Below are 14,380 nucleotides of genomic sequence, written 5' to 3'. Positions count from 1 at the left end.
CCGTGGTCGTCACCGACCTGTGCGTGATGGAGCCCGATCCGGTGACCCGCGAACTCACCGTCACCTCGTTGCATCCGGGCATCGCGCCCGAGCAGGTCAGCGCCGCCACCGGCTGGCCGATCCGCTTTGCCGCCGATCTGGTGCAGACCAGCCCGCCCAGCGCGGACGAACTGCAGGCATTGCGCGCGCTGCAGGCACGCACCGACGCCGCGCATGGCACCCAATCGGCCGGAGCCGACGCATGAGCGAGGTCTATCTGATCGATGGCATCCGCACGCCGATCGGCCGCTACGGCGGTGCGCTGTCCAGCGTGCGTGCCGACGACCTGGGCGCGGTGCCGATCGCCGCGTTGCTGGCGCGCCAGCCGCAGCTGGACCCGGCCGCCATCGACGACGTCTACCTGGGCTGCGCCAACTAGGCCGGCGAAGACAACCGCAATGTCGCGCGCATGAGCCTGTTGCTGGCGGGGCTGCCGAGTGCGGTACCGGGCTGCACCCTCAATCGGCTGTGCGGCTCGGGGCTGGAGGCGGTCGGCACCGCGGCACGCGGCATCCGCGCGCAGGAGCTGGGCCTGGCCATTGCCGGCGGTGTGGAATCGATGTCGCGTGCGCCGTGGGTCATGGGCAAGGCCGAGAGCGCCTTCGCCCGCAGCCAGCAACTGGAAGACACCACCATGGGCTGGCGCTTCATCAATCCGCGCCTGCAGGCCGCCTACGGCACCGAGTTGATGGGCGAAACCGCCGAAAACGTCGCGCAGCGCCATGCCATCTCGCGCGAAGACCAGGACGCGTTCGCCCTGCGCAGCCAGCAACGCGTGGCAGCGGCGCAGGCGGCCGGTTTTTTCGATGGCGAACTCACCTCGGTGCCGGTGGCTGCGCGCAAGGGCGGCGAGGCCAGCACCGTCGAATACGACGAAGCGCCGCGGCCGAACACCACCGCCGAGATGCTGGCCAAGCTCAAGCCGGTGTTCCGCCAGCCCGGCAGCGTGACCGCCGGCAATGCCTCGGGCATCAACGATGGTGCGGCCGCCTTGCTGCTGGCCTCCGCACAGGCCGTGCAGACCCATCGGCTGACGCCGCGCGCCCGCGTGCTGGGCTTTGCGTCGGCAGGCGTGGAACCGGCGTACATGGGCATCGGCCCGGTGCCGGCCACCCAGCGCCTGCTCGCCCGCCTGAACCTGCAGATCGACCACTTCGATGCGATCGAGTTCAACGAAGCCTTCGCTGCGCAGGCACTGGCCTGCACGCGGGCATTCGGGCTGGACGACGATGCGGCCCGGGTCAACGCCAATGGCGGCGCCATCGCCCTGGGCCATCCGCTCGGCATGAGCGGTGCGCGGCTGGCGCTTACCCTGCTGCGGCAGCTGGAGGCCAGCAACGGGCGGCTCGGCTTGGCCAGCATGTGCATCGGGGTGGGGCAGGGCGTTGCCCTGGCCATCGAGCGTCTCTAGGCCATCGATGGCAACCGACCGCGCCACCACCGCACACCCACACCGCTTGAACGCGCCGCACCACGGCCGACGGAGATCTCACGATGCGCGATGCCACCCTTGAGACGTCACCCGCCGATCCGCTGCTCGGCTACCGCCGCACCCGTCCGGGCACCCAGCCGGCCTACCTGCATCCGGCCTATGCCTCCACGGCCCTGCGTGGCCCGCTGCAGGCAGCGATCGAGATTCCGGCCACGCTGTCGGAAGTCACCGGCCCGCGCATGGACCGCCTTACCCTGGGAGAGCATGCCGCCGATCTCACCGCGGGATTCGATGGCCAGCCGCTGGGCGAGCGCATCATCGTGTCCGGCCGGGTCCTGGGCGAAAACGGCAAGCCGGTACGCAACAGCGTGGTGGAAGTCTGGCAATGCAATGCCGCCGGCCGCTACCAGCACGAAGGCGATCGCCACGACGCGCCGCTGGACCCCAACTTCCGCGGCACCGGCCAGGTGCTGACCGACGATCACGGCCGCTATGCATTCAAGACCATCAAGCCGGGCGCGTATCCGTGGCGTAACCACTACAACGCCTAGCGGCCGGCGCACATCCATTTTTCGTTGCATGGCGACGGCATCGGGCAGCGCCTGATCACCCAGATGTATTTTCCCGGCGACCCGCTGCTGGCGCACGACCCCATCTACAACTGCGTCGACGATGCGCAGGCACGCGAGCGCATGGTGTCCCGTTTCGACTGGGAAAACGCCATCAGCGAATACGCGCTGGCCTACCGTTTCGACATCGTGCTGCGCGGTCGCAAACAAACGGTCTGGGAGTAAGCCGATGAGCCTGCACGCCACCCCGTCGCAAACCGTGGGCCCTTACTACCGGCTCGGGCTGGAGCCGCTGTATCGCGACCAGATCGCACCCGCGCACGTCGCCGGCACGCCCGTGCAGATCAGCGGCGGCGTCTTCGATGGCGCCGGCGTTCCAGTCGCCGACGCGGTGCTGGAGCTGTGGCAAGCCGATGCCGCCGGCATCTACGCGCATGCCGCCGATGCCCGTCATGCGGCGCACGCCCCCGGCTTCGACGGCTGGGGTCGCGTGCCCACCGATGCGCGGGGGCGTTTTGCATTCACCACCATCAAGCCGGGCGCCGTGGCCGGGCCGGATGGCCGCCAGCAGGCCGCGCACCTGACCGTGCTGGTGTTCATGCGCGGCTTGCTGCGTGGCGCCTCGACACGGTTGTACTTCGCCGACGACCCGCAGCTGGGCACTGATCCCATCCTGGCCCTGGTGCCGGCGCAACGGCGTGCCAGCCTGCTGGCCCAGCCGCGCGGCGGCGGTGCCTACGCCTGGGACATCCACATGCAGGGCGATGCGGAAACCGTGTTCTTCCGTTACTGACGCGCCCGCTGCCTGCGCGATGTCGTCGGTGCGATGGCGGGATGCCGGCGGTTCGCCGGGTGGCGCCTGCCCAGCACGGTGCCTGCGTGAACGGCATGCACGTCGTCGCTTGCGTGCACCGCCTTCGCCAGCACGCGCAGAAGCGCGCGGCGGCGCGCGCATCAACACAGCGGCGCGCTGCATCACCGGTGTCGCTACCGGCGGCGGCGCGGCTCGCATTGCCCTAACGTCTAGTTGGCACCCCCCTGCTTCGGTGCCATGCTGCCGTCACGCCAAGAGAGGCAATGCATGAGCGCGACGTCGTTGCTGTTGGGATCCTTGTTTGGCGAGCCGGCGTGCGATGCCTTGTTCAATGATGCGGCGCGCGTGCAGGCCATGCTCCACTTCGAGTCCGCACTTGCGCGCGCGCAGGCGCAGTGCGGTGTGATTCCTGCCGACGCGGCCGCGTCCATCGCAGCCGCCTGCGATGTGCAGCACTACGACATCGCCGCCCTGGCGCAGGCCACCGCGCTGGCGGGCAACCCCGCCATCCCATTGGTCAAGGCGTTGACCGCGCGCGTCGCCACGCAGGATGCCGCCGCCGCGCGCTGGGTGCACTGGGGCGCCACCAGCCAGGACGTCATCGATACCGGCATGGTGTTGCAACTGCGCGCCGCACTCGATCTGCTGCTGCCGCGCCTGCAGGGCCTGTGTGGCGACCTGGCTGCACTGGCTGCCCGCGAGCGCGACACCGGCCTGCCCGGGCGCACCTTGTTGCAGCAGGCGGTGCCGGTGACCTTCGGGCTCAAGGTGGCCGGCTGGCTGGATGCGCTGCAGCGCGCGCAGCAACGCCTGCAGGCGTTGCAGGACGATGCGCTGGTGCTGCAGTTCGGCGGCGCCGCCGGCACCCTGGCCTCGCTGCAGCAGCGCGGGCTGGACGTGGCCCAGGCGCTGGCCGCCACGCTGGCGCTGCCACTGCCGGCCTTGCCATGGCACACCGCGCGCGACCGCATCGTCGAGGTCGGCTGCGCGTTCGCCCTGCTGGCCGGCACGCTGGGCAAGATCGGTGGCGATGTGGTGCTGCTGATGCAGTCGGAAGTCGGCGAAGCCTTCGAGCCGTCTGCTGCCGGCAAGGGTGGCTCGTCGGCAATGCCGCACAAGCGCAACCCGGTCTCCAGCGTGGCAGCGGTGGCCGCCGCCACGCGCGTGCCCGGGCTGGTGGCCACCTTGTTCAGCGCGATGGCGCAGCCGCACGAGCGCGCGGCCGGGCAATGGCATGCCGAATGGGACACCGTGCCGCAGATCGTCTGCCTCACCGCCGGCAGCCTGGCGCAGATGCAGGCCTGCCTGCGCGACCTGGAGCTGGACCGCGCGCGCATGCGGGCGCATCTGGACAGCCATGGCGGCGTGCTCTACGCCGAGGCGGCGGTGTTCGCGCTGGCCCCGCAGCTGGGCAAGCCGCAGGCCCACGCGCTGGTCGAGCAGGCGGTGGCGCGCGCGCAGGCGCAGCAGCGGCATCTGCGCGAGGTGCTGGGCGAGGACGCACAGGTGAGCGCGGTGCTCACGCACGCGCAACTGCAGGCGGTGTTCGATAGCGACAGCTGGCGCGGCATGTCCTCGGTCTGGATCGATCGTGTGCTGGCCGGTTCTTCTTCCCGCTGACGGTGCTCCGATGGCTTATCTCCAGTTGCCCACCCATCGCCTGCACTACCGCCTGGACGGTACCGAAGGACGCCCCTGGCTCACCTTCTGCAATTCGCTCGGCACCGACCTGCACATGTGGGACGTGCAGATCGACGCCTTCGCCCCGCACTACCGCATCCTGCGCTACGACCGCCGCGGCCACGGGTATTCGGACACGCCCGCCGGCCCGTACAGCGTGGCCGACCTGGGCCAGGACGTGCTGGCGCTGTGGGACGCGCTGGGGATCGAGCGCAGCGACTTCTGCGGCCTGTCCATCGGTGGCCTCACCGGGCAGTGGCTGGGCCTGCACGCGGCGCAGCGGCTGCGGCGGCTGGTGCTCTGCGCCACCGCGCAGAAGATCGGCAGCACCGCCACCTGGGAAACCCGCATCGAGCAGGTGCGCAGCGAGGGCCTGCCGATGCTGATCGATGCCACCTTGCAGCGCTGGTTCACGCCGGGTTTCGCCCTCAGCCATGCGCAGCGTTTGGACATGATCGCCGCCGCATTCGTGTCCACCTCGCCGGCAGGCTACATCGCCTGTTGCCAGGCGGTGGCCGAGGCGGATTTCCGCGGCGCGCTGGATGGGCTCACCCTGCCGCTGCTGGCCCTGGCCGGCGACGACGACCCGGTTTGCCCGCCGCCGAATCTGCGCGAGATCGCCTACGCCGCGCCCGATGGTCATTACGCCCAAGTGCCCGGGCGACACATCTGCAACCTGGAATCGCCGGCTGCGTTCAATGACGCGGTGTTGGGCTTTCTCCAGGCCGATTGATCCTTCCCCCAACGAGGCCCTTCATGCACGAAGACGAGCGTTACCAGGCCGGCTTGCGCGAACGCCGACGCGTCCTGGGCGATGCCCATGTCGACCGCTCGCTGGCCGCACGCACCGAGCTGACCAGCGAGTTCCAGGACCTGATCACCCGCTACGCCTGGGGCACCATCTGGACCCGCGACGGCCTGCCTGCGCATACCCGCTCGCTGATTACCCTGTCGATGATGGTCGCACTGGGCCACGACGAAGAATTCAAGCTGCACGTGCGTGCGGCGCGCAACAATGGCGTCACGCCCGAGCAGATCAAGGAAGTGCTGCTGCAGGCGGCCATCTACTGCGGCGTGCCGGCGGCCAACCACGCCTTTGCGCTGGCAACGCCCATCCTGCAGGAACAGGCTGCCGAGCGCTGAGGTGCGGCATCGCCTTGCGCACACCCCGCGCTGCCTGCCGATGTCAGTGCGCGCAAGCGCTGGCCGCCGACCCGGTCCGTACCGATTGGCGGGCCATGGAGCAGTTCGCGTTCCGGCCCGAGCAGGTGAGCAGCTTGCCGGTGTTGTTGCTGCGTGGCGTCGACGACCCCATCGCCACGCAGGCCGACAATGCGCATCTCTACGCGCGCCTGCGCAGCGCAGATCGCAGCTGGGTCACCTTGCCGCATGCCGATCACGTGGCGCATGTCGAAGACAGCCACGCGGCCTGGGTGGATGCGGTGGTGGGCTTCCTGCGCCGGCCGCGGTGAGCCTGCGTGGCGTGCGTGCGGGGCAGCGGTCCTGCGTGCGCACCGGCCATGTGCAACGTCACCGGCTTGCAGCGCCTGCGCCGGCACACCACCGGCTGTCTTCACCTCAGCAACGCACCCAACCGCTGCGCGGCCTGTTTCAGCGGGTCCCGCCATTGCGTCTGCATGGTCTGCAGGCTGACGCGCCCGGCCTGGGCGCCGATGTTGAGCGCGGCGATCACCTCGCCGCGCAGATTGCGCACCGGCACCGCGATCGAACGCAGACCGATCTCCAGCTCCTGGTCGGTCAGGCACATGCCTTCGCGGCGCGCGCGCGCCAGCACCTCGAGCAGGGCCGAGGCCTGGGTCACCGTGCGATCGGTGCGCGGGCGCAGCGTGGTGCGCTCCAGATAGGCCTGCAAAGTGTCGCCGGGCAGGGCCGCCAGCAGCACCCGCCCCATCGAGGTGCAATACGCCGGCAACCGGGTGCCCGGGCGCAGCCCGATCGACATGATGCGCACCGTTTCCGCGCGTGCCACGTACAGCAGATCGTCGCCATCCAGCACGCCCAGCGAGCAGGATTCGTGCAACTGATCGCGCAGTGCGTCCAGCACCGGCTGTGCTGCGGCGGTCATCGACGACGAGGCCGCATACGCACCGCCGATCCCCAGCACGCGCGGCAACAGGACGTAGCCACGGCCCTGCTCGCCGACATAGCCCAGCCTGGCCAGCGTGTGCAGCACACGCCGCACCGCCGCGCGCGAGATGCCGGTCTCCAGGCTGATCTGCGACATGGTCACTTCGCGCGCGTGCTGGGCGAACACGCTCAGCACCACCAGCCCGCGCCCTAGCGAGGTCATGAAGTCCGGGTCGCCCTGGGCAGCGGCGATCTGCTGCATCAACTCGTGCGGCAGACCGCGCTCGCTACCGGCCGCGGCCACGGCGGCGGGGCGTTTGCGGCGGCTGGTGGCAGGCTCGGGCATTGGATCGCGTAGTGACAGGTCTGGTGCATGGTAAGCGCTTGCGCCAATGCATGCCCTCGGTCGCAGTGTGCGCGCCGGCATGTAAGCGCTTCACCCTGCTTGCCGCATAATCGGTGCTGACTTGTTTCGGATCGGTCCCCTTCGTCCATGAAAACCCCCACGGGCCTGCAGCCGCTGATCGACGACGGTGTCATCGACGAAGTGTTGCGGCCACTGAAGAGCGGCAAGGAAGCATCCGTCTACGTGGTCAGCGCCGGCGACGACATCCTGTGCGCCAAGGTCTACAAGGACATGGCCCAGCGCAGCTTTCAGGCACGCGTGCAATACCAGGAGGGCCGCAAGGTGCGCGGCAGCCGTCAGGCACGCGCGATGGGCAAGGCCACCAAGTTCGGCCGCAAGGAAGCCGAGACCGCCTGGAAGAACACCGAAGCCGATGCGCTCTACCAGCTGGTGGATGCCGGCGTGCACGTGCCCAAGCCGCGCGGTTACTTCCACGGCGTGCTGCTGATGGACCTGGTCACCGACGACGCCGGCCACAGCGCACCACGCCTGGGCGAAGTGGAGCTGGAGCCGGAACAGGCGCGCGCCTTCCATGCCAGCCTGATCGGCGATGTGGTCAAGATGCTGTCGCTGGGCCTGGTGCATGGCGATCTGTCCGAATACAACGTGCTGGTCTCGCCCGACGGCCCGGTGGTGATCGATTTCCCGCAGGTGGTCAGCGCCGCGGGCAACAACGCCGCGCGCGACATGCTGCTGCGCGACGTGCACAACCTGCGCGATTGCCTGGGCCGCTTTGCGCCGGAGTTGCTGGACACCCACTACGGCGAAGAGATGTGGGCGCTGTTTGAGAAGGGCGAGTTGCGCCCGGACAGCGTGCTCACCGGCCGCTTCAAGTTCGACACCAGGCGCGCCGACGTGCGCGCCATCCGCGCCTCGATCGAAGACGCACGCCAGGAAAACCTGATCCGCCAGCAAGGCCGCGAAGCCGCTGCCGAAGACGACTGAGCACACTGCTCAGGCGTCTGAGCATCCTGCATCTTGGGCGGTAGGCGGCCTTGCCGGATCGGGCAGGGTGGTGCCCAACTGCAGCTGTCTGTACGCGTCGCACCCGCACCGCGGCGTGCTGGGCCACTCCGGTGGATCTGCAGGTACCGCCGACGCGGGCGTTTGGCGCACCGCTGCAGACCTCACCCGCAGCGCACCGTTGCCGTCACTGCCGCTGTACCAGTGCCAGCAACGCATCGGTGTTGGGCGCATGGCCGCCATGCCGAACAGATTCTGTCCGGCCCCGGATTCGCAGACGTCGCGTGCATCGCCCAGGGGCGCGATGCGATGCAGCAAACACCGTCATGCGAGCGGCCAGGCCGCGGTGAAGAACCGCGGAAACAGTGGCGTTGGCGGGCGCCCGGACTGTTTCGCATGCTTGGTTATGCAAATGAATGGTGATGATTCATAACAATCTGGCAAGCTCCGCATCTCGTCCGCGCGTGATGGAGTCGCCATGTCCTTCGATCCAGATGTCGTCCGCCTGTTTGCACAGTTGCAGCAGAGCGGCGCGCCGCCGATGGAGGCGCTGCCGTTGCCGGAGGCGCGCGCCATGATGCGCGGCATGAGCGCGCAGCTCGGCTTTCCGGTGCTGCCGATGCAGGTACGCGATCTGCGCGCCGCCACTGCCGCCGGCGACGTGCCGCTGCGCCTGTACCGGCCGCCCGGCCTGAGCGACGATCCGGCGCCGACCTGTCTGTTCGTGCACGGCGGTGGCGGGGTGGTGGGCGATCTGGAGTCGCACGACGATGTATGCCGGCAGTTGGCGGCGCGTGCCGGTTGCCAGGTGCTGGCGGTGGATTACCGCCTCGCCCCGGAACACCCGGCTCCGGCGGGCGTGGAAGATGTCATCGCCACCTTGCACTGGTTGGCGGCGCATCCGCAGCAGGTGGGTGCGGATGTGCGGCGGCTGGCGGTGGCCGGCGACAGCATAGGCGGCGCCATGGCCGCCGTCGTGGCACTGGTCGCACGCGATGCCGGCATTGCCCTGCGCTGCCAGTTGCTGCTCTACCCGCTGACCGATGCGCGCGAGGGCAGCGCAGAGCATGCCTCACGCGCGACCAATGCCGACATTCCGCCATTGACTCGCGAGGCGGTGCGATTCTTCAACCAGCACCTCTTCAAGGATCCGGCAGTCATGCACGACTGGCAGATTTCGCCATTGCTGGCACCTGAGGTGGCAGGCGTTGCACCGGCGCTGATCGTGCTGGCCGAGCTGGACATCCTGCATGACGAGGGCGCGCGCTATGCCGACCGCCTGCGTGCGGCCGGCGTGGAGGTCACGGTCCATCGCTTCCCCGGCATGATCCACGGCTTCATCACCATGGGTGGCGTCATCCAGGCGGCCGAGACCACTGTGGAGCTCTGTGCCCAGACGCTGCGCAAACAGCTGTTGCCGGAGTAAGCGCGGCTGATGAGACACCTGCGCTTGCCAGCATGCGCAGCGCGTGCGTCGGTAAGCGTTGCTGCATCGGCCGCGACGCGTCAGAAGTTGAAACGGAAGGTCGTCATCAGCACGTGGTTCTCGCGGTCCACCGCCGATGTGTTGACGAACTGGTTCAGATAGCCCACGTCCACGTTGGCGATGGCGTTGAATTTCCAGTTGATGCCAACGAATACACGGTTCTGGTCGATGCCGCGCCGCGCACCCCATTGCGTCTGATCGAGGTTGACGAACAACTCGTTGAACAGCACCCAGGATAGCTGCGGACTGAAGTCGCTCGGGCGCGTGGCGCGGATCATCTGCCGCACGCGGTAGCCCTCATCGCTGAAGTCTTCGCGATGGCGCTGTTCCAGACGGGTGCGGCTGGTAATGGTGATGTCGGCAATCGGGTCGAACTGGTATTGAAATTGCCCCCACCAACGATTTTCGCGATTGGACGGCTGGCCTGCCGGGTGGCTGATGATGGTGTCGTACCCCATCCAGACGCTGGCCTTGGGATTGAGCCGATAAAACACGGCCGGGCGCAGGATCAACTGGTCGAACTGCTCGCCTTCCTCGCGCCAGCGCGGATGGACATCCATGCTCCAGTACAGGTTTTCAACCGGTAACTTGCCCTGCGCATAGATACTCAGCCAATACCGGCCGTCTTCTTCCGTATTGGCGTGGGCCGAACTAACCGTGGCCACCATCACCAGCAGCACAGGACAGGCGATGCGAAACGTTGCGGTGATTAACGTGCCAAATGCGTTCATTTAGTTAAAATGTGTCGTCGTTGGCAAATCATAGCAATATCTTTTCTGTTTCCATGGACCGTCTGGTCGGCTGATATCCCCGCGTTTCGCTTGCTTCTTCGTTATTCGGGATAGTCCATCGCATTGCCAGCTGTGACACCGGTATGCCGGTCTGTGGACTGTCGTCGGCGCACGGAGACAAGGGCCGTTTCATGCCTCGATCCGTGTTCGATGCTGCATGACGGCCGCCAATCCGTAGATGACGGCGGTCGTGCAACACATTGCAGTAGATAAAACCAATCGCGCGGCGATGTGACGCGTCAGGCGTCCCACCAACGTCACCGCGGCGACCGCACGATGATGCGGAAGCCCGTTGCTCAGGCATGCCGAGGCGTGGGTGATTGCTGCGCGGATGGCTGCCGCGGACTGGGTGATGCGCATGCGCGCGGGTGCGACACCCGGCAGCCGGCTCCACACCCATCAGGTGCGGAACAAGCACGGCAGACGCAGCATTTGCTTGCCGGCCGCACAGGTCACGCAGTGGGCCTGCCCACTATCCGTCCCCCAGGCATCACGCCCTCCGCTCGTGGCGGATCTTCACTGCCGTTCTGCACCCCGCACGTTTTGCCCGGAAACTCCAGCAATCGCTGCCACTGTCACCGCGATCGCCCGGGCCGATCACGCCACCTGGCTGCGCCGCGCACGCTCCAGATGCACCAGCAGCAGCGAAATGGCCGCCGGCGTCATGCCCGGGATGCGTTGCGCCTGGCCAATGTGTTGCGGGCGCACGCGCTCGAGTTTCTGCTGCACTTCGATCGACAGCCCGCGCACGCCGGCATAGTCGAAACCTTCCGGAATGGGCGTGTTCTCCTGGCGTTGCTGGCGCGCGATGTCGTCGCGCTGGCGGTCCAGGTAGCCGGCGTACTTGACGCTGATTTCCACCTGTTCGGCGACCTGCGCATCGTTCACGCCCGGCCCCAGTGCAGGCACGCGCATCAGGCTGGCGTAGTTGAGTTCCGGGCGCTTGATCAGATCCAGCACATTGGTTTCGCGGCTCAGCGACACACCCAGCGTCTGCGTCACCTCGCGCCCCAGGGCATTGCCCGGAGTGGCCCACAGCGCGGACAGCCGCGCGCTCTCGCGCTGCACGGCGTCCTGCTTGGCCGAAAAGCGCGCCCACCGCGCGTCATCGACCAGCCCCATGCTGCGGCCGACGCCGGTCAGGCGCGCATCGGCATTGTCTTCGCGCAGCTGCAGCCGGTATTCGGCGCGGCTGGTGAACATGCGATACGGCTCGGTGGTGCCGTGGGTGATCAGATCGTCCACCAGCACACCCAGGTAAGCCTCGTCGCGGCGCGGCGACCACGCCGGCAGGCCATGCACGTAGCGCGCGGCATTGAGCCCGGCCAGCAGGCCTTGCGCGGCCGCCTCTTCGTAGCCGGTGGTGCCGTTGATCTGCCCGGCGAAGAACAGCCCGCCCACCGCCTTGGTTTCCAGCGAGGCCTTGAGCCCGCGCGGGTCGAAGAAGTCGTACTCGATGGCGTAGCCGGGGCGGGTGATGTGCGCGTTCGCAAAACCGTGGATCGAGCGCACCAGCGCCAACTGCACATCGAATGGCAGCGAGGTGGAGATGCCGTTGGGATAGATCTCGGTCACCTCCAGGCCTTCGGGCTCGACGAAGATCTGGTGGCTGGTCTTCTCGGCGAAGCGCACCACCTTGTCTTCGATCGACGGGCAGTAGCGCGGGCCGATGCCTTCGATCTGCCCCGAATACAGCGGCGAGCGATGCAGTGCGTTGCGAATGATCTCGTGCGTTTGCTCGGTGGTCTGGGTGATCCAGCAGCTGACCTGACGCGGATGGTCGCTGAGCTGGCCCATGAACGACATCACCGGTAGCGGGTCGTCGCCGGGTTGTTCGGTCATCACACCGTAATCGAGCGTGCGCCCGTCAATACGCGGCGGGGTCCCGGTCTTGAGGCGGTCGATCCCGAATGGGCGCTCGCGCAGCCGTGCGGCCAGGGTGGTCGCCGGCGGGTCGCCCATGCGCCCGGCCGCGTATTGGGTTTCGCCGACATGGATCTTGCCGGCCAAGAACGTGCCGGCGGTCAGCACCACCGACGGCGCCTCGAAGCGCAGCCCGGTCTGGGTGATGACCCCGCGCACGCTGTCGGCTTCGGTCGCGCCGTTGTGGATGATCAGATCATCTACCGCCGCCTGGAACACGGTTAGGTTGGGCTGCGCTTCGACCATGCGGCGGATCGCGTTGCGATACAGGTTGCGGTCGGCCTGGCAGCGGGTGGCCCGCACCGCCGGCCCCTTGGAGGCATTGAGCGTGCGCCACTGGATGCCGGCCAGATCGGCCGCGTGCGCCATGGCCCCGCCCAGTGCATCGATCTCCTTGACCAGATGGCCCTTGCCGATCCCGCCGATGGCCGGGTTACAGCTCATCGCGCCCACGGTTTCGATGTTGTGGGTCAGCAGCAAGGTGCGCGCACCGGTACGCGCGGAGGCCAGCGCGGCCTCGGTGCCGGCATGGCCGCCGCCGATCACGATGACGTCGTAGCGATAGAAAGAGTCGGACATGGGCGTGGAGACCAGGAGCAGAAGGAAGTTGGCGGCTGCGAAAGTATCGGCTGAAGGGCGAGCAAGGTCACTTGCCGGGTAAAAATGTGACGTAAGTCACATTGTCGGACATTGACCCTCAAGTTGGCATGTTTCGTGCGGATATCCCTACTGCACCCGTCGCGGCATTGCGACATGGGCGCAAAGGCTGGTATTGGAACAGGGGCCAGCCGCGCGTGCGACGGGGTAGCGTAAGGGTCGGTAGTCGGGGGACTGCCGACCCTTATTTTTTTCTGCGTCAGGGTGCTGCTGACAGAGGATCCAGGCCTGCAGCGTCATTTCGCCGCCAAGCCAGTCCCAAAAACATAAAGCCCCGGCATGCCGGGGCTTTATGCATTGGAGGCGCCGATATCCGACAGGGCCGGAACAGGGGGGATCCAGATTTCCCTGCCGGACATCGACATAAGTCGGTCAGTGGGCCGGGCCGGGTCAGAAGATGACGTGGCGGGTCACACAGAGCACCTAGCTTGCGACCAAGTGCCGGCTGAACGCAAGCCCCCAATGTTGCCATTTGTGGGGCCTGTCGCAGTCAGCTTGTCACGGAATCTGCTCGCGCGTGTTGCGTGGCGCGGTCTGCCGCTGGATTTCGCGGATCACGCGCGGCGGTGCGCCAATGCGGGCCGGGGGCCGTGACGGCGGAGCGCCGGTTGCCGGCGGGCGATTGGGTCGCTGCGGGCGCGGCCCGTTAGGACGGGGACCGTTGTTGAACGAGCCATTGGGACGCGGCGGACGGTACTGCGGGCGACGATCATTGGGGCGGTAGTAATACCCGCCGCCACGATAGACCGGGTAGACCGGGTAGTCGTACAGCCCGATACCGCCCGCGCCATACGGCACGCCATATGGGCCGCCGTAGTAGGGCGAATATCCCGGCGGATAGCGATACTGCACGGCGGGCGCGCCACGGTAGTAGCCGCCTGACCCGCCTCCGGTGTAGTCGTAGGTCGCACAGCCGCCCAGGGCCAGGAGCCCGGCGGCGAAGATCAGACGGAATTTCATGGATGGTGCCCTCCTGCAACCATGATGGCACTTTCGAGCCGATGCATTGAATCGGTCCTTAACTGTGCCGCAATGTGGCGCTTTGTCATCGATCCAGCATGCGCGGGCAGTGTGCGTGCGAGCCGTGAAGGGCAGGGCGATACGTTAATCTTGCAGGCATGATCGACACGGTTCCTCTTGCCCATTCCGATGTCCTGCAGGCCGCCGCGCGCATTGCCCCGCACTGCGCGCCGACACCGTTGCTGACCTCGCACAGCCTGGATGCGCTCTGTGGCGCGCAGCTGTTCTTCAAGGCCGAGCATCTGCAGCGTGGCGGCGCCTTCAAGTTTCGTGGGGCCTGCAACGCGGTGTGGTCGTTGCCGGACGCGCTGGCCCCGCGCGGCGTGGTGACCCATTCGTCCGGCAACCACGGCGCGGCGCTGGCCTTGGCGGCGCGTACCCGCGGCATCGGCTGCCATGTGGTGGTGCCCGAGGGCGCGGTGGCCGCCAAATTGGCCAATATTTCCCGGCATGGCGCCACGCTGTGGCGCTGTGCGCCGACCATCGCCGCGCGCGAGCAGCTGTGTGCCCAG

At 67.7% G+C, this 14,380-nt stretch carries 12 protein-coding genes and 4 pseudogenes; 11 read left to right on the top strand and 5 right to left on the bottom strand.

Going from position 1 to position 14,380, the window contains the following annotated elements; all coding sequences use genetic code 11:
* The 8 genes and pseudogenes from OZ10_RS15905 to OZ10_RS15870 all read left to right on the top strand — a co-directional run.
* Positions 1-245 (top strand): annotated as a pseudogene (locus tag OZ10_RS15905) (CoA-transferase subunit beta); the annotation flags it as partial.
* Positions 242-1,450, top strand: a pseudogene (pcaF, locus tag OZ10_RS15900) (3-oxoadipyl-CoA thiolase). The pseudogenes OZ10_RS15905 and pcaF, both read left to right, overlap by 4 nt.
* Before the next feature lie 83 nt (positions 1,451-1,533).
* A pseudogene (gene pcaH, locus OZ10_RS15895) lies at positions 1,534-2,265 on the top strand (protocatechuate 3,4-dioxygenase subunit beta).
* 4 nt (positions 2,266-2,269) lie between these two features.
* Complete coding sequence (pcaG, locus tag OZ10_RS15890; RefSeq protein ID WP_039408730.1) at positions 2,270-2,833, top strand: protocatechuate 3,4-dioxygenase subunit alpha; 564 nt, start codon at positions 2,270-2,272, stop codon at positions 2,831-2,833.
* Between the two features lie 288 nt (positions 2,834-3,121).
* On the top strand, positions 3,122-4,474 hold the full coding sequence (locus OZ10_RS15885) for a 3-carboxy-cis,cis-muconate cycloisomerase (RefSeq protein ID WP_039408728.1): 1,353 nt from the start codon (positions 3,122-3,124) through the stop codon (positions 4,472-4,474).
* 10 nt (positions 4,475-4,484) lie between these two features.
* Entirely contained in the window at positions 4,485-5,267 is a 783-nt protein-coding gene (gene pcaD / locus OZ10_RS15880; protein WP_039565815.1) for a 3-oxoadipate enol-lactonase, read from the top strand.
* Between the two features lie 23 nt (positions 5,268-5,290).
* Positions 5,291-5,677, top strand: a complete 387-nt coding sequence (pcaC, locus tag OZ10_RS15875; protein WP_039408723.1) for a 4-carboxymuconolactone decarboxylase — start codon at positions 5,291-5,293, stop codon at positions 5,675-5,677.
* Between the two features lie 47 nt (positions 5,678-5,724).
* Positions 5,725-6,006: pseudogene (locus OZ10_RS15870) on the top strand (alpha/beta hydrolase); the annotation flags it as partial.
* Positions 6,007-6,107: 101 nt separating this feature from the next.
* On the opposite strand, the gene OZ10_RS15865 reads toward OZ10_RS15870, so the two are convergent.
* Complete coding sequence (locus OZ10_RS15865; RefSeq protein WP_039565813.1) at positions 6,108-6,968, bottom strand: IclR family transcriptional regulator domain-containing protein; 861 nt, start codon at positions 6,966-6,968, stop codon at positions 6,108-6,110.
* Positions 6,969-7,115: 147 nt separating this feature from the next.
* On the opposite strand from OZ10_RS15865, the gene OZ10_RS15860 reads away from it, so the two are divergent.
* Both OZ10_RS15860 and OZ10_RS15855 read left to right on the top strand, forming a co-directional pair.
* Entirely contained in the window at positions 7,116-7,973 is an 858-nt protein-coding gene (locus OZ10_RS15860; RefSeq protein WP_039565811.1) for a PA4780 family RIO1-like protein kinase, read from the top strand.
* Between the two features lie 496 nt (positions 7,974-8,469).
* Positions 8,470-9,417: an alpha/beta hydrolase gene (locus tag OZ10_RS15855; protein WP_039408716.1), complete on the top strand. Its 948-nt coding sequence runs from the start codon at positions 8,470-8,472 to the stop codon at positions 9,415-9,417.
* 80 nt (positions 9,418-9,497) lie between these two features.
* Here OZ10_RS15855 and OZ10_RS15850 read toward each other — a convergent pair whose 3' ends face one another.
* From OZ10_RS15850 to OZ10_RS15840, 4 genes are all read right to left on the bottom strand, one after another.
* Positions 9,498-10,208, bottom strand: coding sequence for a DUF2490 domain-containing protein (locus OZ10_RS15850; RefSeq protein WP_039565809.1), 711 nt, complete (start codon positions 10,206-10,208; stop codon positions 9,498-9,500).
* 189 nt (positions 10,209-10,397) lie between these two features.
* Complete coding sequence (locus OZ10_RS22300) at positions 10,398-10,628, bottom strand: hypothetical protein (RefSeq protein ID WP_139051344.1); 231 nt, start codon at positions 10,626-10,628, stop codon at positions 10,398-10,400.
* A gap of 237 nt (positions 10,629-10,865) precedes the next feature.
* Positions 10,866-12,770 carry a tRNA uridine-5-carboxymethylaminomethyl(34) synthesis enzyme MnmG gene (mnmG, locus tag OZ10_RS15845; protein WP_039565808.1) on the bottom strand — a complete coding sequence of 635 codons (1,905 nt, stop codon included), beginning with the start codon at positions 12,768-12,770 and terminating at the stop codon, positions 10,866-10,868.
* A gap of 576 nt (positions 12,771-13,346) precedes the next feature.
* Entirely contained in the window at positions 13,347-13,808 is a 462-nt protein-coding gene (locus OZ10_RS15840) for a hypothetical protein (protein ID WP_039408705.1), read from the bottom strand.
* A gap of 158 nt (positions 13,809-13,966) precedes the next feature.
* Between OZ10_RS15840 and OZ10_RS15835 the strand changes: the two genes are divergently transcribed.
* A partial coding sequence (locus OZ10_RS15835; protein WP_039565818.1) for a pyridoxal-phosphate dependent enzyme occupies positions 13,967-14,380 on the top strand: 414 nt, incomplete at its 3' end.

It is taken from the genome of Xanthomonas cannabis pv. cannabis (assembly GCF_000802365.1).
In the GTDB taxonomy this organism is placed as follows: Bacteria; Pseudomonadota; Gammaproteobacteria; order Xanthomonadales; family Xanthomonadaceae; genus Xanthomonas; species Xanthomonas cannabis.
This window is presented reverse-complemented; position numbering and strand designations above follow the sequence as displayed.